This is a genomic window from Massilia psychrophila (genome assembly GCF_002760665.1).
Lineage (GTDB): Bacteria > Pseudomonadota > Gammaproteobacteria > Burkholderiales > Burkholderiaceae_D > JAFCUW01.
The window spans coordinates 255001-280268 of the sequence record NZ_PDOB01000001.1; the positions used below are offsets into that span (position 1 = coordinate 255001).

Below are 25268 nucleotides of genomic sequence, written 5' to 3' on the forward strand. Positions count from 1 at the left end.
ACAGTTATCGTTATCCAGTTTGAGCTGCGACAAACCGGTTGCCAACGATTTTTTGCGTCGCGCAGCCATCGGTATCATGGCTAAACCGTGCAAAAGGCCAGCTCATGAAACCGTCACTCAGCCTCAAAATCCTTATCCTGCTCGGTTATGTCGCGCTATGCACGATGCTCGTGCTGCTCAATTGGCAGGGCGACGCGCCGGCCGTCCTCGATTACCAGGGTTACAGGTAAGCGGGCGGCCGCGTTCAGTACGCGACGTTCAGGCGCCGGAACAAAAAGCTCAGCACGAACAGCGGTCCGATCAGCAGGTAGCGCAGGTCGTCGAAGAACGATGGCTTCTTGCCCTCGATCTTGTGGCCGATCAACTGGCCGATCCAGGCCAGCACGAAAATGGCGATCGACAGCGGCAGCACGGTCGCCGGCGGCAGCGCCCGCAGCAAGGCGAGCATCAGCAGCGTCATGACCAGCATCCCCACCGCGAACGGGCGCGAGAGGTGAAAGTAGTACCACAGCGCTGCCAGGCTGACCGCCACCGCGGCCAGTGGATGAACCCACCAGACGATCCCCAGCAAGGTGAACACGATCACCGGCACGCAGACGAAATGAATCAGTTCGTTGGTGTGGTTGCGGTGACTTTCGCCGTATTTCGCCAGCAAGGTGTCGATATTGCGCGCCTCTACCCGCGTTTTCGCCGTTTGTTGCATGCGATGCTCTCCGTTGGCTTTTTATAAATGCCTGCACAGTCTACACTCGGATAGAATCGCCGCATGATTAAACCTGCCTCGCCCACCCCCGGTCTGACCGGTTTGGCACCGGTGGTCGCCGCCAACACGCGCATCCTGATCCTCGGCAGTTTCCCGGGCGCCGCCTCGCTCGCCGCGCAACAGTATTATGCGCATCCGCGTAACCAGCTGTGGCCGATGCTGTCCGTGCTCACTGGCGAGGACCTGGCCAGGCTGCCCTATGCCGAACGCTTGCCGCGATTATTGGCGCACGGTGTCGGCCTGTGGGATGTCCTCGGTGCCTGCGAACGCGAAGGCAGTCTCGACTCGAGCATCCGCAAGCCTGCCGCCAACGACTTCGCGCGTTTGCGCACCCTGTGCCCGGCGCTGGAAATGGTCGGCTTCAACGGCCAGACCTCAGGCAAGTTTGCGATGCAATTCGCCGCCGCCGGCTACCGGACCGTCGTGCTGCCCTCTACTTCGCCGGCGCATGCAGCGCTGTCGTTCGATCGCAAACTGGAGAGCTGGTGGCAGCTGTTGGCGCTCGATGAGGATGCTCGCATTGTTTTTTAGCGCGTCGGCGTTACCACCCGTACCACCGACTCCAGGTAATCGACAAAACCCATCCGCAGATACAGCAAGTGGGCGGCTTCGTTGGCGCGCATGACGTGCAGGAACGGCGTCTCGCCGCGCGCCATCTGGCGATGCACCAGCTTCGCCATCAACTGGCGCGCCAGTCCGCGTCCCTGAAAGTCGGGATGGACGCAAACGCCGCTGATTTCGCGCAGGCCGGCTACGTGCATCCGCTCGCCGGCCATGGCGACCAGTTGCTCACCGTCGAAATAGCCGAAGTAGTCGCCCAGCTCGATGGTGCGCGGGCCGAACGGACCGGGGCGGCACAGCGCCGCCAGTTGCACCGCCTGGTGTGCGTGCGCAAGGCCCAGTGCAATCGCCGCCGGCGCGCCGTCGGCCGCAGGCGGCGCCGCGTTCCATACCATCCGGTACATGGTCGACTCGGCGTCGATCCGCCAGCCGCCGGGCGAAACGCCGCTCCAGCCTTCGCAATAAAAGTGTTCGCCTTCTTCGCAGTACGGCGCGAGGGCGGCGAAGTCGGGCTGGCGCACATCGGCGAACGCCAGGATGGGCGAGAAGCCGCGCGCGTAGCGGCGCGCACCGCCGGCGCCGGCGGCAAATCGGGCGTGAGGGCCGGTAAGGGTATGCCAGAAAATCCGGTCGAGGAGGGCAGATCGTTGCATGTCGCGGCGCTCGGCAGAAATTGTAGATCGTCACGGCAGGCGCCGCGTGCTTGCGCTATTCGGCGAAGCAGTCGAGCAACTGGTCTAGCAGGTCGGTGGCCTCGTCGTCCGACAGGCCGAGATAGGCGCAGGCGCGCTCGCCGCCCTTGTTCCATTCGGGCGATTCGCGGTGGCCCTGGTATGCCTGCAGCGCACGTTCGGCCAGCAGCGACAGCGCCACCAGCGAACGCACCGCGTCGTCGCTTGCGGCATCGTCGATGACGGCGTAATCGTGATGATGCAGGATGGCCCAATAGACGCCTTGCGGCAAGCCCCAGTTGCGCGCCAACAGGCAGCCGATGGCAACGTGGTTGGTGCCGTGGCGCCTGTCTTCGATGTCGCTGAAGCAGCGCGTCAGATCGGCCCCCGCCAGCGCCAGCGTCGCCGCGTAATCGTCGAACCGACCAAGCAGCAGTGCCACGCCGGTGTCGCAGAACAGGCCGAACGTGTGGGCGACGTCGGGCGCGCCAATGCGCAGCCGGCGCGCCAGGAATACCATCGCCTGCGCGCGCCGGGTAGACAGGTCCCAGAACGCGGCCAGTGCGGCATTGTCGGCGCCGATTGCCTGGCGCGCCAACAGCCCGGTCATCAGCGCCGCCACCTGGTCGATGCCGAGCAAAGCGATGGCCTGATCGACCGACTTGGCCTTGCGCTGGCCGCCGTAGAACGAGGAATTGGCCAGCTTGAGCAAGGCGGCGGCGATGCCGACGTCGCTGACGATGATGCGGCCGATGGCGTCAAGCGACGGCTCGTCCGACGCCAGCTCGCCCTGCAAGTTGGCGAGCAGGCTGGGACGGGGAGGGATCCGGATCGACCTGATCAGCGCCTCGACCGGGTCGGCGCCTGGCGGCGCCAGCACTGCAGCGTTATTCATTTTTCGGATAATAATGCCATGGGAAAAGATTTACTACTATAAACCAACTCCCTGCTGCCTGCACCCAACTTGCGCAATCTGTGGCGTAGCGGACAGAACAGTGTGATGCCGCGCGCTAGACTCGGGGTATGACAAACACATCGAACACGAGGTTGGCCGGTATCGACTTTTATGCCCCCTCGCACGAGGTAGCGCGGCAGCTGATGGGGGGTGCTGCTGCTGATCGACGGTGTCGGCGGGCGCATCGTCGAGACCGCGGCCTACGACAGCGAAGAGGGCCATGGCGCGGGGGCGCTGATCCGCGCTCGAGCCGCTGGCCGGGCTCGATGCGATGCGGTCGCGGCGCGGCCAGGACGCCGCTCGCCTGCTGTACTCCGGTCCTGGCAGGCTGTGCCAGGCGCTGGCGCTGGCGGTGCCGTGGCGGTTCGCTCTGGCCGGCTCGCGTTTTTTGCGCCGACCCTTTTGAGCCGGCTCAGGCCTTTTTTCTGGTGCCGCGCGAATTGGTCGAATTGGTTGAATTGGTTGAATTGTTCAGGATCCGCGGCGCGGCGCCACGCATGCCGCTGTTCGGCGCGCGGCGTTCGTCCGGGTCATGAAAACCGTCGTTGTCAAACGCGCTATCTTGCTGGCGCCGCGGGTCCGGGTCAGACGCTTCATCTTCGCCTCCCATCTTGAAGATCGCCACCGCCTGCCCCAGGTTGATGGTCTGCTCGTGCAGGCTGGCAGCGGCGGCCGCCGCCTGTTCCACCAAAGCGGCGTTTTGCTGCGTCATGTCGTCCATCTGGCCGACCGCGTGATTGACTTCGGCGATGCCGTCGGCCTGCTCGGAACTGGCAACGCTGATGCGGGCGATGATGTCGTTGACCTGCTGCACCGAGGCGACGATATTGCCCATGCTGGCACCGGCCTCGTTGACCGAGGCGCTGCCGCCGTCGATGATGGCAACCGAGGCGGCGATCAGCGACTTGATCTCCTTCGCCGCCGCCGCCGAGCGCTGCGCCAGCGTGCGCACTTCCGACGCCACCACGGCGAAACCGCGGCCCTGCTCGCCGGCGCGCGCCGCCTCGACCGCCGCATTGAGCGCGAGGATATTGGTCTGGAACGAGATGCCGTCGATCACGCCGATGATCTCGACGATCTTGCGCGAACTGGCCTTGATTGACTCCATCGTGCTGACGGCGCGGTCGACGGCCTTGCCGCCGTTCGCCGCCAGCGACGCCGCGCTGGCCGCAAGTTCGGTGGCAAGCCGGGCGTTGTTGGCGTTTTCCTTGACCGCCACCGTCAGCGTTGCCATCGCGCTGGCGGTCTGCTCGAGCGAGGCGGCCTGCATTTCGGTGCGGGTCGACAAATCGAAGTTGCCGGTGGCGATTTCCTGTGACGCAGTGTCGATCGAACGCACCGAGCCAAGGATGCTGCGCAAGGTGGTCGTCAGCCTGGAAATAGTGTGGTCGAGCGCACGCGAGGTGGCGGCGATTTCGTCGCGTCCGTCGTTGACGGCACCGATCGTCAGCCGGCCTTCGGCCAGTTCCCCTACCACATCGGCGATCGCGCGGATATCGCCCAGCATGGCGCGCCGCACCAGGAAGGTGGCCAGCATCGACAGCGTGATCGACAGCAGCACCAGCGCCGCCATCGTCAGCACCAGGGTGCGAAACTCCGACTTGGCCGCGCCGAAGGCGGCTTCGCTGAGGGTGCGTTCGAGCGTCGACAGTTGCAGCAGTTGGCTGTTCAGCAGGCCGAACTCCTTCTCCGCCTTGCTCATCGACGCGGTGGCGGTTGACTGGTCGACCTGCGCCAGCTCGATCGTTACCAGCACGCTCTTGCGATAACCCGCCAGCGCGGCGCTGCAGGCATCGATGATCTTGCGTTCGGCCGGATCGGCAACCGCCGCCAGCGCCGTCAGCTGGGCGGCGATCGTCGCATGCTTGCCGTGGATGTCGCTGGTGAGGCCATCGACCCTGGCCTGGGCGAAGCTGCCGTTGATCCACGCCAGCAGCTGGTAGATGTTGGCGTGGGCGTACTTCGCTTCGCCCGACACGTCGGCGGCCGCCTTTAGCCGCGCCGCGCGCACCTGCACCAGGTTTTCCAGCGAGGCATTCTGCCGCACCATGCCGTAGTAGGCGCTGCCCGCCGTGACGATAAGCATGATCAGCACCAGGCCCGGCGCCAGCAATAATTTCGGGCCAATACGCAATTTCTTTAGCATGCGAACTCCTGGCTATGATAAATCGACGACGGCGCCACGCGGCGCCGCCCGTACCTGAAGCGTTGCCGGGCCCCTTACTTCTTGTAGATGCCGGCCTCGAGCGTGACGTCGCCCACCAGGTAGATGTAGGAGGTCTTCGCCTCGACTTTGCCGCTGGCGGGGTTCTTGAACTTGTAGTCGACCCAGCCCTTACCCTTCGTCTTGGCCAGCTCAAGGATTTCACGGCGGAACAGCTTGCCATCTGCGTCGGGCACGTCGACCAGGTCCTTGCCGATCATCGCCGGATTGACCGGGTTAGCCAGGATCACGCCTTTGGTGTCGCGCATGGTCAGATACAGCGACCCTTGCACATAATCGGCATCTTTTGCATTGATGCGTTTGATCATCTCGTCCTTGCCACTCACCTTCATAAAGGAGACGCCTTTTTCCACCATCGCAATGGCATCTTTTTCCGACGGTTCGGCGGCGAAGGCGGCGGGGGCGAAGCTGATGGCGGCGATCAAGGCGGCATGAGTAAGAAATTTCATATTTCCTCCGGGAAATTGTTTAACGGCTTCTACTGTACAGCCCGCAAAAAATGGTCTTTTGCGCTGGCGCAAACTTGCGGCATGGCGGGTTCGGCGCGGTTGTCGGGCGAAGGCAAAAGAAAGTTCCGCCATTGTGCTGGCGCAACTTATACATTTTTTCCTGCTCGTATGATTCTTCATCGGAAATAATCTCCTTGGGAAACACCCGATGTTTCCGTCACTGGTCACTCCGCAGCTATTCATTTAAAGAGGCGTACATGTACAAGATCGCAGTTATCGGCTTGGGACCACGTGGCATATCGGTGTTTGATCGCATCATTGCCTACGCGCGCAACGATGCCAGCGCCACCCCGATCGAGCTGTACCTGTTCGACAGCAAGGAATTCGGCCCTGGTTGCCACACCACCGATCAGGCCGACCATTTGCTGGTCAACACCGTTGCCTGCCAGATGACGCAGTTTTCGGACGACACCGTGCGCGGCGCCGGTCCGTTGCTGTACGGGCCGTCGTTTTCGGACTGGCTGATCAGCAAAAATGGCAGCGGCACCAACGGCGTCGGCGCCAAGGTCGAGATCGACCGCAATGGCTACTATTCGCGCGCGCTGTTCGGCGACTACCTGCGCTGGGGCTTCGAATACCTGAAAAAGCTGGCACCGCCGCACATGACGATCTTCCTGCACAATTACGCTGGTGTCGACGACCTGTCCTGGCAGGGCAACCGCTGGCATGTGTCGTACGACGGCTGCGCCTACCCCGCCGACTTCGTCTACCTGACCACCGGCCATGCGCGCAAAGTGTTCAGCGACGCCGAGCGCGCGCTGGTTCAGAAGGTCGAAGCGGCGCGCACCCGCAATCCACGGCTGCAACTGGTGCTCGAACCATACCCGATCCGCAATGCCGTCTCGAGCGTGACGGCGGGCGACACCATGGCCATCGAAGGCATGGGCCTGACCACGTTCGACCTGATCTCGCAGCTGACCGCGGGCAGGGGCGGCCGCTACGAGCCGTGCGGCAAGATGGAACCGGCCGGCCGTTTGCGTTACCGGCCATCCGGCCAGGAACCGAAGATTTTGCTATACTCGCGCTCTGGCCTGCCGCTCACCGCGCGCGCGGTCAACCAGAAGGGCGTGTTCGGCCAGTACAAGCCAAAATATCTCACCTTCGCCAAACTCGACGCACTGCGCGCCGAGTCCGACGGCGGCCAGATCGACTTCCAGAAGCAGATCATTCCGCTGTTGTGGTGCGACATGCAGTTTGCCTTTTACTTCGCCTACCTGCACACCCAGCGCGACAAAATGACGGCGCTGATGTTCAGTAACGAATTCATGGCCTGCGAAAACGCCGTGGCGCGCCAGGCGCTGATCGACCAGCACATCGACCGCCGCGAACAGCTGTCGTGGGACAAGCTGGTCGACCCGGTGCCGCCCTTGGCTTTGAAAAGCCGGCGTCAGTTTGACGACTGGCTGCGCAGTTTCATGTGGCGCGACTTCGAGCACGCAAAGCTGGGCAATCTCGACAGCCCGTTGAAGTCCGCCTGTGACGTGCTGCGCGACGTGCGTGACGTCGTGCGCGGCGCGATCGACTTCGGCGGCTTGTACGAGCACTCGCACCGCTGGGTGCTGTCAGAATTTTTGCCGATCATGAACCGGCTCGCGGTGGGGCCGCCGAAGGAACGCATCGCGCAGTTGCTGGCGCTGATGGATGCCGGCGTTGTGCGCGCCGACTTCGGCCCCGGCGCCTACTGCGAGCTCGACGAAAGCGGTGCCAGCTTCACCGTGCACAGTCAATGGGCCGGTGAAATGGCGAGCGCGAACGTACTGGTGCGCGGCCGCGCCTCGCTGCCCGGACCGCTGGAGGACAAGTCGCCGTTGATGCGTAAGCTCGTGCAGCGCGGGATCGTGCGGCCGTTCATGAACGGCCAGTTCCATCCGGGCGGCATCACGGTCGACCGCAACATGAACGTGGTGGCGCAGGACGGCGCTGCCCAGACCACGCTGTGGGCACTCGGCACCCTGGTTGAGGGCTGCAAATTCTATACCTTCGTGCTGCCGCGGCCCGGCGCCAATTCAACCACCATGGTCGATGCCGGCCGCGCAGTCGGCAACATGATGAGCGCCATCGCTGCCCGCAATGCCGCCCGCGCCGCTGATGTCGCTGCTGATGCTGCTGCCGATGCCGCTGCCGCTGCTGCCGCTGCTGTCGACGCCGGCACGGCCGAGGCGCAGCAGGCACCGAACGAACGCGCGGCCTTTTATTGCGGCGTCGACGATGCGCCGGCGGCGCCGCTCGCGCGCGCGCAACTGACCGCCGACTTTCAGCACTGACGCATGGGGCGCCGCTGGCAGGCCCGCCTGCGCCTGGCCGGCCCCGGCCTGTGCGGCGCGGCCGCCACCCTGACGGGCGTGGGCATCGGCCGCTTCGCCTACGTCGCGATCCTGCCGCTGCTGGTGCAGCAGGCCTGGTTCAGTCGCACCGAGGCCGGCTACCTGGGTGCGGCCAACCTGACTGGTTACTTCCTCGGCATTGGGCTGGTGGCCTGGCTGTCGCGCTACTGGAGCGCCGCGCGCATGGTGCGGCTGTCGATGCTGCTGTGCGCGCTGAGTTTTTTCAGCTGCGGCTGGCAGGGCGGCGGGCTGGCGTGGTTCCTGTCCTGGCGCACCATCGCCGGCGCTTGCGGCGCCATCCTGATGGTGCAGGCGCCGGTGCTGATCCTGCCGCGCACGCCGGTGGCGCGGCGCGGCCGCGTTGGCGGCGTGATTTTTTCCGGGGTCGGCCTGGGCATCGTTGCCGCCGCCACGGTGGTTCCAAGCCTGATGCAGCAGGGCCTGGCGCTGACCTGGCTGACGCTCGGCGCCATCTGCCTGCTGCTGACGATACTCACCTGGAGCCACTGGCAGTCGCCGGCCCCCGCCGTTACCGTTGTTCCGGCGCGGCCCGTGACGCGACCACGCGAACCATTCAGACCCTTCCCGGCATCCGTCACGCTGCTGCTGGCCGCCTACGCGCTCAACGCCGTCGGCTACCTGCCGCACACCCTGTTCTGGGCCGACTACATCACGGGCGAACTGCATCGGCCGCTGGCCGAGGCCGGATTTTTCTGGGCCTGCTTCGGCGCCGGCGCCGCCTGCGGCCCATATCTCACCGGCGCGCTGGCCGACCGCATCGGCCTGTCGACGACGCTGCTGCTTGCCTTCTCTTTGAAAGCGGCGGGCGTGGCCCTGCCGCTGTTCGCCACTAGCAGCGCGGCGCTGCTGGTGTCGTCGGTGCTGGTCGGCTTCTTCTCGCCCGGCATCGTCGGCGCCGCATCGAGCTACGCGCTGGAGATCGGCGGCGCCGCGCAGCACCGGCGCTACTGGACCGCGATGAACTTCGGTTTTTCGCTGGCGCAGGCCGGTGCCGCCAGCATCATGGTGTCGATCATGAGCGCGCGCCACTCGTACGCGCTGCTGTTCGTGATCAGCAGCGCCGCACTGGCCGTCTCCGCCTTGTGCATCGGCGTCATCGCGCTGCTGCGCCGGCGCGAGCAGCTCGCGCCGGCCTGAAACACCGCCGCGGCGCGACCGGGTAGAATGCGAGCCTGTCGCCCCCTCTGAAAGAACAATATGAAACTGGTCCGCTACGGCCGCCCCGGCAAGGAAAAACCCGGCCTGATCGATGACGAGGGCAGGCTGCGCAGCCTGGCCGGCATCGTCGACGATATCGGTCCCGAACTGCTCTCCGACAAAGCCTTGCGCAAGCTGGCGAAGGTCGACGTCAAGACGCTGCCGCTGGTGCGCGGCGAACCGCGCTTCGGCGTGCCGCTCAAAGGGGTCGGGAAATTCATCGGCATCGGTCTCAATTACGCCGACCACGCCCGGGAAACCGGCATGCCGATCCCGAACGAGCCGATCGTTTTCATGAAAGCCATATCGAGCCTGTCCGGCGCGGACGATCCGGTGATGCTGCCGCCCGGCTCGAAAAAAGGAGACTGGGAAGTCGAACTGGGGGTGGTGATCGGCACGCGCGCGCAGTACGTCAGCGAGGCCGATGCACTCGACTACGTAGCCGGTTTTTGCGTCGTCAACGACGTCTCCGAGCGCAGCTACCAGTTCGAAAGCTCGCAATGGGACAAGGGCAAGGGCTGCGACAGCTTCGGCCCCGTCGGCCCGTGGCTGGTCACGCGCGACGAGGTGATCGACGTGCAGCGGCTCGACCTGTACCTGGAACTGAACGGCAAGCGGATGCAGACCGGCTCTACCGAGACGATGATCTTCACGGTGGCGCAGCTGGTCAGCTACCTGTCGCGCTTCATGACGCTCGAGCCAGGCGACATCATCGCCACCGGCACGCCGCCCGGCGTCGGCATCGGCCGCACGCCGCCGCGCTTTCTGAAGGCCGGCGACACGCTGCGCCTGGGTATCGCGGGCCTGGGCGAACAACAGCAGCAAGTGCTGGCGTATCCGAAGACGGCAACATGAGTGACCGGCTCGGGCCACTCGGCCTGAACCAGATGACGCCAGAGCAGCGCATCGCCGCCCAGGCCATCATCGATGGCCCGCGCGGCGCGCTGTACGGCCCGTTCGTGCCGCTGCTGCGCAGCCCCGAGTTGATGGAGAACGCCCAGCGCATGGGCGAACACCTGCGCTATCGTAGCGCGATCGGCACGCGGCTGTCGGAGCTGGCGATCCTGGTCACCGCGCGCCATTGGAACCAGCAGGTCGAGTGGGCAATCCACGCGCCGATCGCCGCGCAATCGGGCATTTCGGCCGAGCTAATTGCGGCAATTGCCGCGCGCGCCGCGCCGCAGTCGATGCGCGCGGACGAAGCGGCGGTTTACCAGTTCAGCATCGAGCTGCATCAGCAAAAACGGGTGAGCGAAGCGACCTATGCGGCCGCGCTGGCGCTGTTCGGCGAGCACGGCGTAGTCGACCTGATGGGCATCAACGGCTACTATACTTTTCTGGCGATGGTGATGAACGCCGCCCAAACCCCGGCACCGGCAGCGCCCGGATGGACGCTGGCCGATTAGATAGCACTGTGGCGCAGCGTTCGATGGCGTGACCGGCATCATGAGCGAGATCACCGTTGCCAGCCATTTAAGGGCGTGCGGACCGGGCGCTCAGGCGAGCGCTTCTTTGGCCGCTTCTTCCGGCGTCAGGCCGTCATAAAACTGGTCGGTGAACCACTCGACCTGTTCTTCGATATGGTCCTGGGCCTCGGCCTGGGTGGCGCCGCCGGCGACGAGAAACTTCTCCACTTCGATGCACCAGTTAATCAGCGCCATCGTTTCTTCGTCAAGTTCTTCTTTCTTTGCCATCGTATTCCCCTTCGATCATGATCAGGCTGCAAGGCCCTTGGCCAGCAGGTCGGCAACCAGCGCGTTAAGGTCGACGTCGCGTTCCTTCGCCCGGGTTTGCAGCTGCAACACCAGATCGCTGTTGAGCTTGACGGCAAACGGCACCAGGCCGGCCGCCTGATCGAGTTTGCGCTGCTCGCGGCGGTCGACGGTGATGCCGGCGCTGTTGCCGAAGCCGGCGTTCGGGGCGACCATCTGGCCCATCAATTTTTTGGCGTCACTCTTAGCCATGCCGGTTTTTTTCATGTGGTGCTTTCTGTGATGTTGTTTGGGGGGATTTTACGCCGCCAGAAAAATGACGGCGTTTGATAGCTAAGCTACCCTCGAAACCGTCATCGCCGCGCAGGCGGGGATCCCATTTCTTCGGCGAGCGAAAAATGAGGCCCCCGCGTTTGCGAGGGCGACGGACTACGGGACGCTCAGGCCAGCACTTTTTTGAGCCAGGCGCTGACGTCGACGACCTCTTCCTGGCACAGCGAATGCTGCATCGGATAGTCGTGCCACTCGACCTGGTAGCCCATCGACAGGAGCAGATCGCGCGACTGCTGCGCGCGGGCGAGCGGGATCACGCCGTCGCTGCGGCCGTGCACCATGAAGATCGGCGTGTCCAGGCTTTCCTCGGTGCGCTCGGCGGCGACGCTGGCCGACAACGGCAGGTAGCCCGACAGGCACATCAGGCCGGCCAGCTTTTCGGGATGGCGCAAGCCGGTCTGCAAGGTCATCGCGCAGCCTTGCGAAAAGCCGGCCAGGATGATCCGGTCGGCCGGGATGCCGCGCGCTTTTTCGCGCGCGATCAGTGCCTCGACCTGCAACTGCGAGCGGCGCAAGCCGCCTTCGTCCTCGCGCCGCACCAGGTCGGCGTTGGTGATGTCGTACCAAGCCCGCATTACGTAGCCGCCGTTGACCGTCACCGGGATCTGGTCGGCGTGCGGGAACACGAAGCGGATCGGCGGCAGGCCGGCCAGGTCGAGTTCGCGCACCATTGGCACGAAGTCGTTGCCGTCGGCGCCCAGGCCGTGCATCCAGATGACCGCGACGACAGGATTGGGCGCGGTGTCGATTTCGATGTTGTCGAGCAGTTCAGTCATGCCAATTCCTGTCAGGTTTGTGGTGGCCGCAGCGCCGATTTTGGGCGGAACGCCTTGCACACGGCCGGATCGGTTTCCATGTACGGCCCGCCGATCAGGTCGACGCAATACGGTACGGCTGCAAAAATCCCGCCGACGACCTGTTTGCCCTCCAAGTCCTTGAGCCCTTCAAGGGTTTCCTTGATCGCTTTCGGCTGGCCCGGCAGGTTCATGATCAGTGCCGCATGGTCGGGCGTTTCGCGGATCACCGCCAGCTGGCGCGACAAAATCGCGGTCGGCACAAAGCGCAGGCTGATCTGGCGCATCTGCTCGCCGAAGCCCGGCATTTCGCGCGTGCCCACTGCCAGCGTCGCTTCCGGCGTGACGTCGCGCCGCGCCGGTCCGGTGCCGCCGGTAGTGAGCACCAGGTCGCAGCGCTCCTCGTCGACCAGTTCGATCAGGGTGCGCTCGATGTGCGCGCGTTCGTCCGGAATCAGGCGCGTTTCGATCCGGTACGGCGTGGTGAGCGCCGCCGCCAGCCACGCGGCCAGCGCGGGGATGCCCTGGTCTTCGTACACGCCGCTGCTGGCGCGGTCGGACACCGACACCAGGCCGATGACCAGTTCCTTATTCGTCGTCTGGCTCATCGTCGGATGGTTCCAGGTCGAGGTTTTCGTCATCGTCGCCGGCCGCCGATTTGGCCGGTTGGCCCTTCTTGCTTAAATCCTTGAGAATCTGGAAAATCTCGCGGTAGGCCTTTGGCGGCTTGTTCTCGGCCTGGTCCTTGCGGGCGTTGCGGATCAGGGTGCGCAAGTGCTGCACGTCCAGTTCCGGATGCTCGCCCGACAATACCGTCAGCGCCTTGTCGTCGGCCAGCAGCTTTTCGCGGCGACGCTCGAGCGCGTGCAGGTAAGCGGTATCGGCCTTCGACATGCCTTTCCAGCTGTCGATGGTGCGCTGGATGATGGCAATTTCTTCGTCATCGAGCGTGCGCATCTTCTTGCCGACGAATTGCATCTGGCGGCGCCGGCCCTCGTGGTTGGTGATGGTCTGGCACATCAGGATGGCGTCGCGCACGTCTTCCGGCATCGGCACCCGCTTGACGCGGTCGCGCGCTTCATTGACGAGTTCCTCGCCCAGCTTTTGCACTTCGAGGCTCTGGCGCTTGGCTTCGGACCTGGAAGGACGCTCGTATTCTTGCTCGAATTCGGAGGATTGGAACCCGCAGGCACCGCGGTTAGGATTTGGCATGATATGAATCTGACAGGCACACGGCCGATCAGTGAAAACAGTAAACGACTGCTATGATAACTGTTTTCACGGACAGCCACGAAAACACGACATGAACGACTCCGTTTTTATCCATACCCAGGACCAGCTCAAACAGCTCGCCGCCGACGTTCTGGCGTTCGCGCGCGAGAAGGGCGGCACCGATGCCGCAGTCGACATCAGCGAGGGCAGCGGGCTGTCGGTGTCGGTTCGACGTGGCAAAATCGAGACGATCGAACAAAACAAGGACAAGGGCATGGGCGTGACGGTCTATATCGGCCAGAAACGCGGCAACGCCAGCACGTCCGACTTTTCGCCGGCCGCCATGCGCGCCACCGTCGACGCGGCCTATAACATCGCCCGCTTCACTGCCGACGACGACTGCGCCGGCCTGGCCGAAGCCGAACTGCTCGAAATGGCGCCGCGCGACCTGCGCCTGTGCTACCCGTGGCGCATATCGACCGAAGAAGCGGTAGAACTGGCCAAGCGTGCCGAAGGCGCCGCTTTCGACGTCGACGCACGCATCACCAACAGCGAGGGCGGCAGCGTGCACGTGCAGCAGTCGCACTTCGTTTCCGCCAATTCGCGTGGCTTCTCCGGCGGCTATCCATTCTCGCGCCACACGCTGTCGGTGGCGCCGATCGCCGGCAAGGGCGCCAAGATGCAGCGCGACGACTGGTACACGTCGGTGCGCGACGCCAGCAAGATGGCCTCGCCGGAAGCTGTCGGCCGCTACGCCGCCGAGCGCGCGCTCGCGCGTCTGAACGCCCGTAAGCTCGACACCCGTACCTGCCCGGTGCTGTTCGAAGCGCCGCTCGCCGCCGGCCTGCTCGGCGCTTTTGTTCAGGCCACCTCGGGCGGTGCGTTGTACCGCAAGTCGACCTTCCTGCTCGATTCGCTCGGCCAGTCGGTGTTCCCGAAGCATATCCAGATCCTCGAAGACCCGCATCTGGTCGGCGAAGTCGGCTCGGCGCCGTTCGATGAAGAGGGCGTGCGTACGGTGCGCCGCAACGTCGTCAAGGACGGCGTCGTGCAGGGCTACTTCCTGTCGACCTATTCGGCGCGTAAACTCGGCATGCAAACCACCGGCAACGCCGGCGGCTCGCATAACCTGTTCATGACGTCGTCGAGCACCAAGCGCGCCGACGATTTCGCCGGCATGCTGCGCAAGATGGGCCGCGGCCTGCTGGTCACCGAGCTGATGGGGCAGGGCACCAATTACGTCACCGGCGACTATTCGCGCGGCGCCTCCGGTTTCTGGGTCGAAAATGGCGTCATCCAATACCCGGTCGAGGAAATCACCATCGCCGGCAACATGAAAGACATGTTCCAGAAAATCGTCGCCATCGGCAACGATACGCTAACGCGGGGCAACAAGTCGACCGGCTCGATCCTGATCGAGAACATGGTAATTGCCGGCAGCTAGTTTCCGTTTTACCGGTTGAGCCGTCGAACTGTCGTCCCCGCTGCGCGGGGACGACATGCATGTGGGGCACGTATTTTACATTTTCGTTGCATGGTTTCAACAGCGCCAATACACTAGCCCAAGCAAGAATAACGTTGGGATATTTCCCGCGATGAACTTACCGGAGGCAACACCATGGAACGCCGTTCTTTTCTCAAAAAAGCAGCAGTCGGCGCCAGCGTCGGCGCGGCCGCTGTCGCGCCAACGCTGGCTCAGGCGGCCGACCTGCCGACCATCAACTGGCGCCTTGCCAGCAGCTTCCCGAAAAATCTCGACACCATCTTCGGCGCATCCGAAAATTTTACCAAGCGGGTTGCCCAGCTGACCGGTGGCAAGTTTACGATCCGCGCTTTTGCCGCGGGCGAGATCGTGCCCGCGCTGGAAGTGATGGACGCGGTGCGTGCCGACACCGTCGAAATGGGCCACACCGCCGCCTATTACTATGTCGGCAAGGACGCCACCTTCGCCTTCGATTGCGCGGTGCCGTTCGGTCTGACCTCGCGCCAGCAAACCGCCTGGTTCGAGCATGGCGGCGGCCGCGATCTGATGCGCGAGTTTTACAAGGGCTACAACATCGTCAACTTCATGGGTGGCAATACCGGCACCCAGATGGGCGGCTGGTTCCGCAAGGAGATCAAGACGGTTGCCGACTTGAAGGGCCTGAAAATGCGCATCAGTGGCCTGGCCGGGCGCACGATGGCGCGCCTGGGCGTGGTTACGCAGCAGCTGCCGGCGGCCGATATCTATCCGTCGCTGGAAAAAGGCACGATCGATGCGGCCGAATGGGTCGGTCCTTACGACGATGAAAAGATCGGCATCTATAAAGTGGCGCCGTTCTACTACGCCCCGGGCTGGTGGGAAGCCGGGCCGCAGCTGTCGTTCTACATCAACCTCAAGGAATGGGAAAAGCTGCCGAAGCAATACCAGGCGGCGATCGAGGTGGCGAGCTACGAGGCCCACGTCGGCATGCAGGCGTCCTACGACGCCAAGAATCCGGCCGCCCTCGCGCGCCTGATCAAGAACGGCGCGAAGGTCCGCTTCTTTAACAAAGCGCTGCTGGACGCCGGCTACAAAGCGGCAACCGAGATGATGGAAGAGGAAGCGGCGAAAAATCCCAAGTTCAAGAAGATTTACGAGCCGTGGAAGGTATTCCGCCGCGAGCAGAATACCTGGGCGTCGGTGGCCGAGGCCAGCATGCAGAATTACCTGATCAGCGCCAACAAGGGCCAGTAAGCTGCCGGCAGTAAGAACAAGCATATAACGCCCCGAAGTTTGGGGCGTTTTTGGTTCGGGCCGGCCCATCATCGCGCGCATCGGGTCCTGTTGCAGATCGGCCCCGAATTCGAGCATTCTGTCGCAATAACAACTATTTTTCGTCGTAACCTGTGATGATGGCGCCCGCCATCGGTATCGACCGCAGCCCCCTATTACATGACGACTTCCAAAAAAACAATGTCTAACAACAACACTCCTTCACGCGCGCTTACCCTTCGCCTGCTGATCGCCGCCCCTGCCATCTTCGGCATGGTCGCGGCCCAGGCGGCCGGACAGCAGGGCGCCGTCCCGGCCGAGCAGGTCCCGGCGCCAATCCAGAAAGTCGAAATCAAGGGCGCCGCCGCCTCGTACGACGCGCGGCGCAACGATACCGCCACCAAGATCGTCGTCTCGCAAGAAGAAATTTTGCGCAACGGCGACACCACCATCGGCGAAGTGCTCAAGCGCTTGCCGGGCGTGACGGTGGGCGGCGTGCAGGGCCGCGGCGGCGATATCCGCATGCGTGGCCTGGGCAGCGGCTATACCCAGATCCTGCTCAACGGCGAACCGAGTCCGGCCGGATTCTCGCTCGATTCGCTGTCGCCCGACATGATCGAGCGCATCGAGATCATGCGCGCCGCCACCGCCGAATACAGCACACAAGCCATCGCCGGCGCCATCAATATCGTGCTCAAGCGTACCATCGTGACGGCGCAGCGCGAAGTCAAGGCGGGCGCGCAGGAAGACAACGGCAACTACGGCACCAACATCAACTTCCAGCTGGCCGACCGCAAGGGGCCGCTGTCGTACGCGGTCGGCGGCGGCATCACCTATGCCAGATTCGAGCGGCCGTCCGAAGTCGTCACCGAGGGCGGCAACGCTGCCGGCGCGCCGATCCTGCTGCGCCGCGCCGACCAGCAAAACCGCGGCCACTTCGAAGCTTTCAACCTGTCGCCGCGGATTAACTGGACGCTCGGACCGGGCGACGTCATCACTTCGCAAAATTTTATCAACGTCAACCGCTTTCGCGGCGACAACACCGAAAAAGTGCACACGCTGCTGGGCGCCGCGCCGCGGTACAGCGCCACCAATGTCGCCATCGAATCGGATTCGGCACTGTTCCGCAGCGACCTCTCGTGGACCCGCAAGCTGGCCCAGGGCGCCAAGCTCGACATGAAAGCCGGCGTCAATTACAGCCAGCGCGACACGCGCGCGCCGTCGCGCCAGTTCGACGCCGCCGGCAAGCAGGTGCTCGAGCGCCTGATCACCTCAAGCGCGGTCGACAAAGGTTTAACCGCCAGCGGCAAGTATGCGACGCCGATCTTCGAAGGCCATGCGCTGGCGGCCGGCTGGGATGCCGGCTACAGCAAGCGCGACGAAGACCGCATCCAGCGCGAAACGTCGCCCGTACCTGGCGTGGCGAAAGACCTCGACCAGGTGTTTGCCGCCAACGTCACCCGGCTGGCGTTGTTTGCGCAGGATGAATGGACCGTCACGCCACGTTGGTCGGTCTACGCCGGCCTGCGCTGGGAAGGCATCGAGACGCGCAGCAGCGGTGCCGGCTACGCGCCGGTGGACAACAAGTCGAGCGTGTGGAGTCCGCTGTTCCAGACCCTGTGGAAGATCCCTGGCAGCAAGAGCGACCAAGTGCGGCTGGGCCTGACGCGCACCTACAAGGCGCCTGGCGTGGGCAGCCTGATACCGCGCCGCTTCTCCTCCAACAACAACAGCCAGACCAGCCCCGACCAGCAGGGCAACCCGCTGCTGAAACCCGAACTGGCGTGGGGCCTGGACCTGGCCTACGAGCACTACCTCGACGGCGGCGGCCTGTTGACCGCCAGCACCTTCGTGCGCCGCATCGACGACATCACGCGCAACCAGGTCAGCCTGGTCGACGGCCTGTGGGTATCGATGCCGGTCAACGATGGGGTGGCCAACACGCGTGGCATCGAGCTCGAAGCCAAGCTGCCGCTGCGCTCGCTCTACAAGACGGCGCCGAACATCGATTTGCGCGCCAACTTGGCGCGCAACTGGTCGACGTTGACCACCGTGCCGGGCCCGAACAACCGGCTCGACCAGCAGACGCCGTTCAGCGGCACGGTCGGCGTCGATTACAAGCTCGACAGCGCGCCGCTGACGCTCGGCGGCAGCTACAGCTTCCAGAACGGCGGCCCGGTGCGCATTTCGCTCAATCAGTACGCCTATTCGGTACCCAAGCGTTCGCTCGACCTGTACGGGCTGTGGAAACTCAGCCCGAAAAATCAGCTGCGCGTATCGCTCGCCAACGCGCTGCACCAGGACAACCTGACGCAATCGCGCTATGCCGACCCCAGCGGCAGTCTAAGCGACAGCACCATCGCCCCGACCTCGGTGGTGCTGCGCGCGCTGCTCGAGATGAAGTTCTGATTGCAAATAAACGGACCATAAACAAAACGCCCCGCAGTCCGGGGCGTTTTTTCTTGGCCGGCGATTACTGACTCAACCGCGGCGCAGTGCCTGCAAAATCGGCTGCAGCATGGCCGCGCCCAGGCGCGCACTGCGCGCGCCATCCCAACCGGTCTCGGGATCCGGAGCGTTGGCATTGTCCTTGAACGGCAGCTCGAGCGTCAGTGCCAGGCAGCCGAAGGCGTGCGTGATGTGCGGCGAACCCATCGTCAGCACTTCGTCGGTGTAGGGCGCCTCGGGGTAGCCATGTTCCGTCTGGAAGTCCGGGCTGGCGATGCAAAAATCGGCGGCGAACTGTTGCTCCTGCTGCGCCTGCTGTGCGGTGAAGGTCGGCAGCGCGCCGCTGCCGGCCACGAACACGTACGGCAGGCCTTCGTCGCCATGTACGTCGAGGAACAAATCGCAGCCGGTTTCATGCATCTTTTGCTTGACCAGAAAAACCTCCGGGCTGCGTTCCATCGATGGCGTGTTCCATTCGCGGTTGAGGTTGGCGCCGGCCGCGTTGGTGCGCAGGTTGCCATGCACCGAGCCGTCCGGATTCATGTTCGGCACGACGTAGAACACCGCTTCCTTGAGCAACTGGCGTCCAAAAGCGTCGGCCGGATCGAGCAGGGCGTCGAGCATGCCTTCGACCAGCCATTCGGCCATCGTCTCGCCCGGATGCTGGCGCGCGATCACCCACACTTTTTTGCGGTCCGGCGAGCCGGCCGCTGACGGTTCGCCGATCACCAGCACATTCATGTCGCGCCCCTCGACCGTGCTGCCAAGGTCGAGCACGCGCACCTGCCCGGACATCTGCGCGCGGTCGATCAGGTCGAGATGGCGCTCCCACGAATACGGTTCGAAGTAGGCGTAATACACGCTGTCCATGGCCGGGGTGTGGCTGATCGTCATGACGGCGCCGTCGAAGACCGTCGGCACGCGAAACCACTCGACCCGGTCGTAGCTGGCCATCGCCTGGTAGCCGTTCCAGCCTTCCGGGTAGGCGCAGTCGCCGGCATTCATGAAGCGGATGCTGCATGCATCCCCTTGCGCACCCTGCAGGCGGAAATAAAACCACTGGGTGATGTCGGCGTGCGAATCCTTGCGGATGTTCAGTTCGATGTTGGCGGCGCTCGTAGCGCTGACGACGTCGATGGCGCCAGCGTCGAACTGGCTGCTGATTTTGATAGACATGGTAGGTCCTGTTGTCGAAGGTAAAGGCGATAGCCATGATACTGGAAGCGCAGCCATCGCATCTCCTGTGCCGTGTCAAAATCTTAACGCCTGGGTTTGCTACCGTTCGAACTCGGCAGCGCAACGGCGCTGCCGCAGCCGACGTCGGGAGTACCATGAGCGCCATCTGTTTCTCGCATGCCGAGGTTACCAGTATCAATAAACTCGGCTTCTGGCTACAATTCGGCGCCGAAGAATTGTATTTGCCGTTCGTCGAGTTCCCCCGCTTCGAACACGCCACTGTCGCCCAGATCACGGGCGTGGTGTGCCCCAGCGCGAGCCGTTTATACTGGCCCGCCCTCGACCTCGACTTGCCGCTCGACACCATTCGCAACCCGTTCGCCGGCGACTACGACCGGCCCGGCCACGACTGCTAAGCCCGATTCATTGGACCAGGCTCGACTGCCTTACCAGCTGGGAATAAAAAAACGGTCAATCGAGCCGAGCAGAAATCGACTGGTCCCGGGCAAGCAATGCGGGCTGCGCGCATATCGCCTGCTCAAGATCCACGTCGGCGGCCAGGCAGTTGATCGGCGCGGTGCTGGTGATAGAAATTGCGGAACTGAAGCAAACCGCAATCAGCGCGGCGCCCGACAAGCGGATTTGCATCGCCATTTCCACTGTTAAAAAATTGCATGATTGCACCCACACCCGAGTGCGCCACAGAGTACTCAGCGTTGTCCTAATCAAGCCCGCCAAAGCGCTGGAAGAACGACACCTCGGCCAGTGGCACATGCTCGTCTTCGCGCCGCAGTGCCGCCAGCACATGGCCGTCGGCGGCGGCGTGGATTGCCCGGTACAACGCGCGCGCCAGCTCGTAGGCGCGGGCCCCCGGCCATGGATCGGGCAGCAGCTCGACCGGCAGCATCGGATCGTGCAATTGCACCCGGCGGTAGGCGTGAATCAGCAAGGTGCGGATGACGAAGGCCTGCTCTGGCGCCAACTGGCTGGTGTCGACCGCCAGCAGTGGCTCAAAACGGTCGATGAACTGCTGGTAGCCTTGGACCACGCCCGACAGGTTCCAGCCTTCGCCGACCAGTTCCGGCATCGGCCGCCCGGCCACGTTCGGCAGCGCGGTGGCGCTTACCGCGAACAGCTTGCCGCCGGCGCCCAGGCGCGTGAGGATATCCTGCAGCACCTCCGGGTCGCCTGCCGGATGGCCGAAGACGCCGGCCGACACCAGCGCATAGCCTTCCCACAGCAGCTCCTTGCGCAGCGCCGCGCGCAGCGGCGCCTCGAGCGCTGCGCCGGCGGCCAGCACCAGCGTCCAGTTGCCGTCCCAATGGACCTCGAGCGGCGCGTAGATGCGGCGGTAGGCGCGCTCGAAACGCGGCAGCGCCTGCGGCAGGATGGCATACGAACTGCGGCGCCGCTCGCGGCTGGCCCGCAGCCAACCCTCCTGCGCCAGCCGGAACACGCTGGTGCGCAACAGGCGGTCGTTGACGCCGAACGGCGCCAGCAGCTCGATCAGGCTACCCAGCCACGCCGTGCCGCCGTGCGGCGCGATGGCGTCGCCGAAAATCGTCATTACCAGCGACTTCGAACGCGGCGGCTCGCTGGCGAGGAAGTGGCCGATCCATTCACTGCAGGTCAGTTGTTTCATACGTTATTTTCACGGGCGGCCGGACGGTTTGGCAAGCAAGGCCGCAGTTTACTTTAGCGCCGGATCGGCGCACGATGAATTTGCTTTTTATTGCAAGAAAGGCATAAGGATACACAATATTTATGTGATTCAAATTTACTGTGTACTTCTTTATTCGTGTATCGTATTATCGATAATCAGAGTTAAGCAAACGGAGATCAGCATGTACGCGCAACTGGTGGAAACCGGCCTCAACCAGGTCCAATCGCTCGCCGACATGGGTGAAGAAGAGCGCGCTTTCCAGGCCCGCATCGATGCCGGCGTCAAGATCGAGGCGAAGGACTGGATGCCTGACGCCTACCGCAAGACGCTGATCCGCCAGATTTCCCAGCACGCCCACTCCGAGATCGTCGGCCAGCTACCCGAGGGCAACTGGGTGACGCGCGCCCCCACGCTCAAACGCAAGTCCATCTTGCTGGCCAAGATCCAGGACGAAGCCGGCCACGGCCTGTACCTGTACAGCGCCGCCGAAACGCTGGGCGTCTCGCGCGACGACCTGATCGCCGCCCTTAATGCAGGCAAGGCCAAGTATTCGAGCATCTTCAATTACCCGACCCTGTCGTGGGCCGACATGGGCGCGGTCGGCTGGCTGGTCGACGGCTCGGCCATCATCAACCAGATTCCGCTGTGCCGCTGCTCGTACGGCCCGTACGCACGCGCCATGATCCGCGTCTGCAAGGAAGAATCGTTCCACGCGCGCCAGGGCTACGACATCATGCTCAGTCTGTGCAACGGCACGCCGGAGCAAAAGGCGATGGCGCAGGACGCGCTGAACCGCTGGTGGTGGCCGTCGTTGATGATGTTCGGCCCGTCCGACGCCGAATCGGTCAACAGCGCGCAGTCGGCGCAGTGGCGCATCAAGCTGTTTTCGAACGACGAACTGCGCCAGCGCATGGTTGACCAGACTGTCCCCCAAGCCGAATTCCTCGGCCTGACGGTGCCGGATCCCGACCTCAAGTTCAACGCCGCGACCGGCCACTACGAATTCGGCGCCATCGACTGGAGCGAATTCCATAATGTCCTCAAGGGTAACGGGCCGTGCAACAAGGAGCGCCTGAAAACCCGCGTCAAGGCCTGGGATGACGGCGCCTGGTTCCGCGAAGCGCTGGTGGCCTACGCCGACAAGAAAGCGGCGCGCGCCGCGGCTTAATTAGTTTGATCAATTCTCAAGCATTATTTTCAGCAGAACCGGGAGCGGACAATGAGCAAGGAATGGCCTCTGTGGGAAGTTTTTATTCGCAGTCAGCATGGCCTGGCGCACAAGCATGTGGGCAGCCTGCACGCCCCCGACGCCGAAATGGCGATCAATAATGCGCGCGACGTCTACACCCGCCGCAACGAAGGCGTCTCGATCTGGGTCGTGCGCGCCCTTGACATCGTCGCTTCCAGCCCGGCCGACAAAGACATACTGTTCGAGCCGGCCAACAGCAAGGTGTATCGCCACCCGACGTTCTTCCCGATGCCTGAAGAAGTGAAGAACCTGTGAAGATTGACAATAAGATCAAGGACGCCAAGATCAATTATCTTTTGCGCCAGGGCGACAACGCCCTGATCCTGTCGCAGCAGCTGTCCCAGTTGTGCGGCAAGGGCCCGGCGCTGGAAGAAGACATGGCCCTCACCAATGTCGCCCTCGACCTGCTCGGCCAGACCCGCATGTGGTACGCCTATGCCGCCGAACTCGAAGGCCTTGGTCGCAGCGAAGACGACCTGGCCTTCCTGCGCGACGCCCGGCAGATGCGCTGCTGCCTGCTGGTCGAGCAGCCGAACGGCAATTACGCCGACACGATGATGCGCCAGTTTTTCTTCGACACCTGGCATTATTTTTTCCTTAAGGCGCTGGTTTCTTCAAGCGATCCGCGCGTGGCCGAAATCGCCGAAAAATCGCTCAAGGAAGTGACCTATCATTTGCGCCGCAGCGGCGATTTGGTCGTGCGCCTCGGCGACGGCAGCGTCGAAAGCCACGCCAAGGCCCAGGCCGCGGCCGACGCCTTGTGGATGTACAGCGGCGAGATGTTTATCTACGACGCCGTCGACACCGCCATGGTGGAGCTGGGCGTGGCGCCCGTCGCCGACAGCCTGCGGGCTGACTTCCTCGAGCACGTCGCCGAAATTTTTGCCGAAGCGACCCTGAACATGCCCGCGGCCGACGCCTGGATGCAGCGCGGCGGCAAGAAGGGCGTGCACAGCGAGCGCCTCGGTTTCATCCTCGCCGAGATGCAGTTCCTGCAGCGCGCCTATCCCGGCGCCCAGTGGTAGCGGCAATGCGCCCGCAGCCAGATGCCAACGCGGCGAGCGCCCAGGTCTGGGACTGGCTCGGCCAGGTCTCGGACCCCGAAATTCCGGTGATCTCGATCGTCGACCTGGGCATCGTGCGCGCCGTCGAGTGGCAGGGCGATCAATGCGTCGTCACCATCACTCCGACCTATTCCGGCTGCCCGGCGATGCAGGTGATCGCCGAATCGGTGAGCGAAGCGCTGCTCGGCCACGGCGTGCAATCGGTGCGGCTGGTGAACCAGCTGTCGCCGGCCTGGACCACCGACTGGATGAGCGAGGCCGGCAAGGCGGCTTTGAAGGGCTACGGCATCGCGCCGCCGGCGCAGCAGGTGATCGACATCAGCGGCCTGCACGCCGGCGTCAAGCGAAGCGTGCTGCGGCCCGCACTGACGGTGGATTGCCCCAACTGCGGCTCGAACCACACCGAACTGACCAGCCAATTCGGCTCGACGCCGTGCAAGGCGCTCTACAAGTGCCTCGACTGCCGCGAACCGTTCGATTATTTTAAGTGCCATTAAAGTTACCACGGCCATCAGGTTTTCAAGTCCACTAAGGCGATCATGAACAAATTTTACCCACTGGCGGTCGCCGCGGTGCGCAACGAAACGCGCGACACCATTGCCGTTACCTTCAACGTGCCGCCGGAACTGCAGGAGACTTTCACGTACCAGCAGGGCCAGCACCTGACCTTGCGCGCCTTGATCAACGACGAAGACGTGCGCCGCTCGTACTCGATCTGCTCGGCGGTGCAGGACAAGCTGCTGCGGGTGGCGATCAAGCGTTGCGCAAGCGGCCTGTTTTCGACCTGGGCCAACGACACCTTGAAACCGGGCGCCGTGATCGAGGTGATGCCGCCGATGGGCCACTTCAACGTGCCGCTGGCGGCCGCCAACGCGCGCAACTACGTCGCCTTTGCCGCTGGCAGCGGCATCACGCCGATCCTGTCGATCATCAAGACGACCTTGCTGACCGAGCCAAACAGCCGCTTCACGCTGTTTTACGGTAACCGCGCCTCGTCCTGCGTCATCTTCAAGGAAGACCTGACGGACCTGAAAGACATCTACATGGAGCGGCTGCAGCTAGCTTACGTGATGAGCCGCGAGCAGCAGGACATCGACCTGTTCAACGGCCGCATCACCAGGGAAAAAACCGAACAGCTGCTGCGCCACTGGATTCGGGTCGAGGACATCGACATCGCCTTCATCTGCGGGCCGGAAGACATGATGCACGGGGTGTCAGCGGCGCTGCAGGAAGCCGGCATGCCCAAGCAAAACATCAAGATCGAGCTGTTCGCCGCCAGTGTCCCGAAGCATCAGCACAAGCCACGCGACTTGGGCGCCTTGGCACGCAACGAGACCGACGTCACCGTCATCATGGACGGCAACCACACCAGCTTCACGATGGACAAGGACAAGGAATCGATTCTCGACGCCGGCCTGCGCGCCGGCATCGACATGCGCTATTCGTGCAAGTCTGGCGTATGCTCGACCTGCCGCTGCAAGCTGGTCGAAGGCAAGGTCGAGATGGACGTCAACTACGCGCTGGAAGACTACGAGGTTGCGCGCGGCTTCGTCTTGTCGTGCCAGAGTTTTCCCGTGACCGACAAGGTCGTAATCGACTTCGACCAGGCCGAATAAGAGCAATTCGACCAATTCGACTAAATATAAATATAAGTACAA

30 protein-coding genes are annotated in these 25268 nt (G+C 63.6%); 17 read left to right on the forward strand and 13 right to left on the reverse strand.

Features of this window, described 5'->3' with window-relative positions; genetic code table 11:
- Positions 1 to 104 precede the first annotated feature (104 nt).
- Complete coding sequence (locus tag CR103_RS23795) at positions 105 to 230, forward strand: hypothetical protein (protein WP_267873956.1); 126 nt, start codon at positions 105 to 107, stop codon at positions 228 to 230.
- A gap of 14 nt (positions 231 to 244) precedes the next feature.
- Here CR103_RS23795 and CR103_RS01200 read toward each other — a convergent pair whose 3' ends face one another.
- Positions 245 to 703 (reverse strand): Mpo1 family 2-hydroxy fatty acid dioxygenase, encoded by a 459-nt coding sequence (locus CR103_RS01200; protein WP_099914164.1) that lies wholly within the window; start codon positions 701 to 703, stop codon positions 245 to 247.
- Positions 704 to 766: 63 nt separating this feature from the next.
- Here CR103_RS01200 and CR103_RS01205 point away from each other — a divergent pair, with 63 nt between their 5' ends.
- Positions 767 to 1294, forward strand: a complete 528-nt coding sequence (locus CR103_RS01205) for a DNA-deoxyinosine glycosylase (RefSeq protein WP_099914165.1) — start codon at positions 767 to 769, stop codon at positions 1292 to 1294.
- On the opposite strand, the gene CR103_RS01210 is transcribed toward CR103_RS01205, so the two are convergent.
- Together CR103_RS01210 and CR103_RS01215 are read right to left on the reverse strand one after the other, a co-directional pair.
- A complete protein-coding gene (locus CR103_RS01210; RefSeq protein ID WP_099914166.1) occupies positions 1291 to 1977 on the reverse strand; it encodes a GNAT family N-acetyltransferase in 687 nt (228 codons plus the stop codon). The genes CR103_RS01205 and CR103_RS01210 overlap by 4 nt on opposite strands.
- Positions 1978 to 2032: 55 nt before the next feature.
- Positions 2033 to 2890 (reverse strand): HDOD domain-containing protein, encoded by an 858-nt coding sequence (locus CR103_RS01215; RefSeq protein ID WP_099914167.1) that lies wholly within the window; start codon positions 2888 to 2890, stop codon positions 2033 to 2035.
- Positions 2891 to 3221: 331 nt separating this feature from the next.
- Between CR103_RS01215 and CR103_RS23945 the strand changes: the two genes are divergently transcribed.
- Positions 3222 to 3356, forward strand: a complete 135-nt coding sequence (locus tag CR103_RS23945) for a hypothetical protein (RefSeq protein WP_307719655.1) — start codon at positions 3222 to 3224, stop codon at positions 3354 to 3356.
- 6 nt (positions 3357 to 3362) lie between these two features.
- Here CR103_RS23945 and CR103_RS01225 read toward each other — a convergent pair whose 3' ends face one another.
- Positions 3363 to 5096, reverse strand: a complete 1734-nt coding sequence (locus CR103_RS01225) for a methyl-accepting chemotaxis protein (protein WP_099914168.1) — start codon at positions 5094 to 5096, stop codon at positions 3363 to 3365.
- 74 nt (positions 5097 to 5170) lie between these two features.
- On the reverse strand, positions 5171 to 5623 hold the full coding sequence (locus CR103_RS01230; protein ID WP_099914169.1) for a cache domain-containing protein: 453 nt from the start codon (positions 5621 to 5623) through the stop codon (positions 5171 to 5173).
- On the opposite strand from CR103_RS01230, the gene CR103_RS22385 reads away from it, so the two are divergent.
- From CR103_RS22385 to CR103_RS01250, 5 genes are all read left to right on the forward strand, one after another.
- A complete protein-coding gene (locus CR103_RS22385; protein ID WP_180279235.1) occupies positions 5606 to 5812 on the forward strand; it encodes a hypothetical protein in 207 nt (68 codons plus the stop codon). The two genes, CR103_RS01230 and CR103_RS22385, sit on opposite strands and share 18 nt — an antisense overlap.
- A 68-nt stretch (positions 5813 to 5880) precedes the next feature.
- Positions 5881 to 7947, forward strand: a complete 2067-nt coding sequence (locus CR103_RS01235; protein WP_180279236.1) for an FAD/NAD(P)-binding protein — start codon at positions 5881 to 5883, stop codon at positions 7945 to 7947.
- Positions 7948 to 7950: 3 nt separating this feature from the next.
- Complete coding sequence (locus CR103_RS01240) at positions 7951 to 9165, forward strand: YbfB/YjiJ family MFS transporter (protein WP_099914171.1); 1215 nt, start codon at positions 7951 to 7953, stop codon at positions 9163 to 9165.
- A gap of 60 nt (positions 9166 to 9225) precedes the next feature.
- The gene (locus CR103_RS01245) at positions 9226 to 10080 is read left to right on the forward strand and encodes a fumarylacetoacetate hydrolase family protein (RefSeq protein WP_099914172.1); all 855 of its coding nucleotides are present in this window, start codon (positions 9226 to 9228) and stop codon (positions 10078 to 10080) included.
- Positions 10077 to 10631 carry a carboxymuconolactone decarboxylase family protein gene (locus CR103_RS01250; protein WP_099914173.1) on the forward strand — a complete coding sequence of 185 codons (555 nt, stop codon included), beginning with the start codon at positions 10077 to 10079 and terminating at the stop codon, positions 10629 to 10631. Before CR103_RS01245 ends, CR103_RS01250 begins: the two co-directional genes overlap by 4 nt.
- Before the next feature lie 90 nt (positions 10632 to 10721).
- Here the strand turns inward: CR103_RS01250 and CR103_RS01255 are convergent, their stop codons facing one another.
- From CR103_RS01255 to yjgA, 5 genes are all read right to left on the reverse strand, one after another.
- Positions 10722 to 10919 (reverse strand): hypothetical protein, encoded by a 198-nt coding sequence (locus tag CR103_RS01255; RefSeq protein WP_099914174.1) that lies wholly within the window; start codon positions 10917 to 10919, stop codon positions 10722 to 10724.
- A 21-nt stretch (positions 10920 to 10940) separates the two neighbouring features.
- A complete protein-coding gene (locus tag CR103_RS01260; protein ID WP_099914175.1) occupies positions 10941 to 11204 on the reverse strand; it encodes a hypothetical protein in 264 nt (87 codons plus the stop codon).
- A gap of 173 nt (positions 11205 to 11377) precedes the next feature.
- Positions 11378 to 12046, reverse strand: a complete 669-nt coding sequence (locus CR103_RS01265) for an alpha/beta hydrolase (protein ID WP_099914176.1) — start codon at positions 12044 to 12046, stop codon at positions 11378 to 11380.
- A gap of 11 nt (positions 12047 to 12057) precedes the next feature.
- Positions 12058 to 12705: a molybdopterin adenylyltransferase gene (gene mog / locus CR103_RS01270; protein WP_370659406.1), complete on the reverse strand. Its 648-nt coding sequence runs from the start codon at positions 12703 to 12705 to the stop codon at positions 12058 to 12060.
- Positions 12653 to 13276, reverse strand: a complete 624-nt coding sequence (yjgA, locus tag CR103_RS01275) for a ribosome biogenesis factor YjgA (RefSeq protein ID WP_099914178.1) — start codon at positions 13274 to 13276, stop codon at positions 12653 to 12655. Before yjgA ends, mog begins: the two co-directional genes overlap by 53 nt.
- Positions 13277 to 13367: 91 nt before the next feature.
- Between yjgA and pmbA the strand changes: the two genes are divergently transcribed.
- The 3 genes from pmbA to CR103_RS01290 all read left to right on the forward strand — a co-directional run bounded on the left by pmbA (position 13368) and on the right by CR103_RS01290 (position 18419).
- Complete coding sequence (pmbA, locus tag CR103_RS01280) at positions 13368 to 14720, forward strand: metalloprotease PmbA (RefSeq protein WP_099914179.1); 1353 nt, start codon at positions 13368 to 13370, stop codon at positions 14718 to 14720.
- A 174-nt stretch (positions 14721 to 14894) separates the two neighbouring features.
- Positions 14895 to 15992, forward strand: a complete 1098-nt coding sequence (locus CR103_RS01285; protein ID WP_099914180.1) for a TRAP transporter substrate-binding protein — start codon at positions 14895 to 14897, stop codon at positions 15990 to 15992.
- Between the two features lie 219 nt (positions 15993 to 16211).
- Positions 16212 to 18419: a TonB-dependent receptor plug domain-containing protein gene (locus tag CR103_RS01290; protein ID WP_229442593.1), complete on the forward strand. Its 2208-nt coding sequence runs from the start codon at positions 16212 to 16214 to the stop codon at positions 18417 to 18419.
- 72 nt (positions 18420 to 18491) lie between these two features.
- Here CR103_RS01290 and CR103_RS01295 read toward each other — a convergent pair whose 3' ends face one another.
- On the reverse strand, positions 18492 to 19634 hold the full coding sequence (locus tag CR103_RS01295) for a M14 family metallopeptidase (RefSeq protein WP_099914181.1): 1143 nt from the start codon (positions 19632 to 19634) through the stop codon (positions 18492 to 18494).
- Between the two features lie 155 nt (positions 19635 to 19789).
- Between CR103_RS01295 and CR103_RS01300 the strand changes: the two genes are divergently transcribed.
- Positions 19790 to 20050 carry a DUF2442 domain-containing protein gene (locus CR103_RS01300; protein ID WP_099914321.1) on the forward strand — a complete coding sequence of 87 codons (261 nt, stop codon included), beginning with the start codon at positions 19790 to 19792 and terminating at the stop codon, positions 20048 to 20050.
- Positions 20051 to 20105: 55 nt separating this feature from the next.
- On the opposite strand, the gene CR103_RS01305 is transcribed toward CR103_RS01300, so the two are convergent.
- Complete coding sequence (locus CR103_RS01305; protein WP_099914182.1) at positions 20106 to 20288, reverse strand: hypothetical protein; 183 nt, start codon at positions 20286 to 20288, stop codon at positions 20106 to 20108.
- 67 nt (positions 20289 to 20355) lie between these two features.
- Complete coding sequence (paaX, locus tag CR103_RS01310) at positions 20356 to 21276, reverse strand: phenylacetic acid degradation operon negative regulatory protein PaaX (protein ID WP_099914183.1); 921 nt, start codon at positions 21274 to 21276, stop codon at positions 20356 to 20358.
- Between the two features lie 202 nt (positions 21277 to 21478).
- Here paaX and paaA point away from each other — a divergent pair, with 202 nt between their 5' ends.
- Genes paaA through paaE form a run of 5 tightly spaced genes read left to right on the forward strand, consistent with a single transcriptional unit; the run spans position 21479 to position 25226 of the window.
- Entirely contained in the window at positions 21479 to 22465 is a 987-nt protein-coding gene (paaA, locus tag CR103_RS01315; protein WP_099914184.1) for a 1,2-phenylacetyl-CoA epoxidase subunit PaaA, read from the forward strand.
- A gap of 51 nt (positions 22466 to 22516) precedes the next feature.
- Positions 22517 to 22801 (forward strand): 1,2-phenylacetyl-CoA epoxidase subunit PaaB, encoded by a 285-nt coding sequence (paaB, locus tag CR103_RS01320; protein WP_099914185.1) that lies wholly within the window; start codon positions 22517 to 22519, stop codon positions 22799 to 22801.
- The gene (gene paaC, locus CR103_RS01325; RefSeq protein WP_370659407.1) at positions 22798 to 23571 is read left to right on the forward strand and encodes a 1,2-phenylacetyl-CoA epoxidase subunit PaaC; all 774 of its coding nucleotides are present in this window, start codon (positions 22798 to 22800) and stop codon (positions 23569 to 23571) included. Before paaB ends, paaC begins: the two co-directional genes overlap by 4 nt.
- Positions 23572 to 23576: 5 nt before the next feature.
- Positions 23577 to 24107, forward strand: a complete 531-nt coding sequence (paaD, locus tag CR103_RS01330) for a 1,2-phenylacetyl-CoA epoxidase subunit PaaD (RefSeq protein WP_099914186.1) — start codon at positions 23577 to 23579, stop codon at positions 24105 to 24107.
- A gap of 42 nt (positions 24108 to 24149) precedes the next feature.
- Positions 24150 to 25226 (forward strand): 1,2-phenylacetyl-CoA epoxidase subunit PaaE, encoded by a 1077-nt coding sequence (gene paaE, locus CR103_RS01335; protein WP_099914187.1) that lies wholly within the window; start codon positions 24150 to 24152, stop codon positions 25224 to 25226.
- The last annotated feature ends 42 nt before the right edge of the window (positions 25227 to 25268 follow it).

Coding starts and splice junctions, on each gene's coding strand:
- CR103_RS01295 (WP_099914181.1), bottom strand. CDS start 19,634: ATGTCTATCAAAATCAGCAGCCAGTTCGACGCTGGCGCCATCGACGTC.
- CR103_RS01250 (WP_099914173.1), top strand. CDS start 10,077: ATGAGTGACCGGCTCGGGCCACTCGGCCTGAACCAGATGACGCCAGAG.
- CR103_RS01305 (WP_099914182.1), bottom strand. CDS start 20,288: ATGGCGATGCAAATCCGCTTGTCGGGCGCCGCGCTGATTGCGGTTTGC.
- CR103_RS01285 (WP_099914180.1), top strand. CDS start 14,895: ATGGAACGCCGTTCTTTTCTCAAAAAAGCAGCAGTCGGCGCCAGCGTC.
- paaX (WP_099914183.1), bottom strand. CDS start 21,276: ATGAAACAACTGACCTGCAGTGAATGGATCGGCCACTTCCTCGCCAGC.
- CR103_RS01240 (WP_099914171.1), top strand. CDS start 7,951: ATGGGGCGCCGCTGGCAGGCCCGCCTGCGCCTGGCCGGCCCCGGCCTG.
- CR103_RS01245 (WP_099914172.1), top strand. CDS start 9,226: ATGAAACTGGTCCGCTACGGCCGCCCCGGCAAGGAAAAACCCGGCCTG.
- CR103_RS01255 (WP_099914174.1), bottom strand. CDS start 10,919: ATGGCAAAGAAAGAAGAACTTGACGAAGAAACGATGGCGCTGATTAAC.
- pmbA (WP_099914179.1), top strand. CDS start 13,368: ATGAACGACTCCGTTTTTATCCATACCCAGGACCAGCTCAAACAGCTC.
- CR103_RS01210 (WP_099914166.1), bottom strand. CDS start 1,977: ATGCAACGATCTGCCCTCCTCGACCGGATTTTCTGGCATACCCTTACC.
- paaA (WP_099914184.1), top strand. CDS start 21,479: ATGTACGCGCAACTGGTGGAAACCGGCCTCAACCAGGTCCAATCGCTC.
- yjgA (WP_099914178.1), bottom strand. CDS start 13,276: ATGCCAAATCCTAACCGCGGTGCCTGCGGGTTCCAATCCTCCGAATTC.
- CR103_RS01200 (WP_099914164.1), bottom strand. CDS start 703: ATGCAACAAACGGCGAAAACGCGGGTAGAGGCGCGCAATATCGACACC.
- CR103_RS01300 (WP_099914321.1), top strand. CDS start 19,790: ATGAGCGCCATCTGTTTCTCGCATGCCGAGGTTACCAGTATCAATAAA.
- CR103_RS01205 (WP_099914165.1), top strand. CDS start 767: ATGATTAAACCTGCCTCGCCCACCCCCGGTCTGACCGGTTTGGCACCG.
- CR103_RS01265 (WP_099914176.1), bottom strand. CDS start 12,046: ATGACTGAACTGCTCGACAACATCGAAATCGACACCGCGCCCAATCCT.
- paaB (WP_099914185.1), top strand. CDS start 22,517: ATGAGCAAGGAATGGCCTCTGTGGGAAGTTTTTATTCGCAGTCAGCAT.
- paaD (WP_099914186.1), top strand. CDS start 23,577: ATGCGCCCGCAGCCAGATGCCAACGCGGCGAGCGCCCAGGTCTGGGAC.
- CR103_RS01230 (WP_099914169.1), bottom strand. CDS start 5,623: ATGAAATTTCTTACTCATGCCGCCTTGATCGCCGCCATCAGCTTCGCC.
- CR103_RS23945 (WP_307719655.1), top strand. CDS start 3,222: ATGCGGTCGCGGCGCGGCCAGGACGCCGCTCGCCTGCTGTACTCCGGT.
- mog (WP_370659406.1), bottom strand. CDS start 12,705: ATGACGAAAACCTCGACCTGGAACCATCCGACGATGAGCCAGACGACG.
- CR103_RS01235 (WP_180279236.1), top strand. CDS start 5,881: ATGTACAAGATCGCAGTTATCGGCTTGGGACCACGTGGCATATCGGTG.
- CR103_RS01290 (WP_229442593.1), top strand. CDS start 16,212: ATGTCTAACAACAACACTCCTTCACGCGCGCTTACCCTTCGCCTGCTG.
- CR103_RS23795 (WP_267873956.1), top strand. CDS start 105: ATGAAACCGTCACTCAGCCTCAAAATCCTTATCCTGCTCGGTTATGTC.
- CR103_RS01260 (WP_099914175.1), bottom strand. CDS start 11,204: ATGAAAAAAACCGGCATGGCTAAGAGTGACGCCAAAAAATTGATGGGC.
- CR103_RS01215 (WP_099914167.1), bottom strand. CDS start 2,890: ATGAATAACGCTGCAGTGCTGGCGCCGCCAGGCGCCGACCCGGTCGAG.
- CR103_RS01225 (WP_099914168.1), bottom strand. CDS start 5,096: ATGCTAAAGAAATTGCGTATTGGCCCGAAATTATTGCTGGCGCCGGGC.
- paaE (WP_099914187.1), top strand. CDS start 24,150: ATGAACAAATTTTACCCACTGGCGGTCGCCGCGGTGCGCAACGAAACG.
- CR103_RS22385 (WP_180279235.1), top strand. CDS start 5,606: ATGAGTAAGAAATTTCATATTTCCTCCGGGAAATTGTTTAACGGCTTC.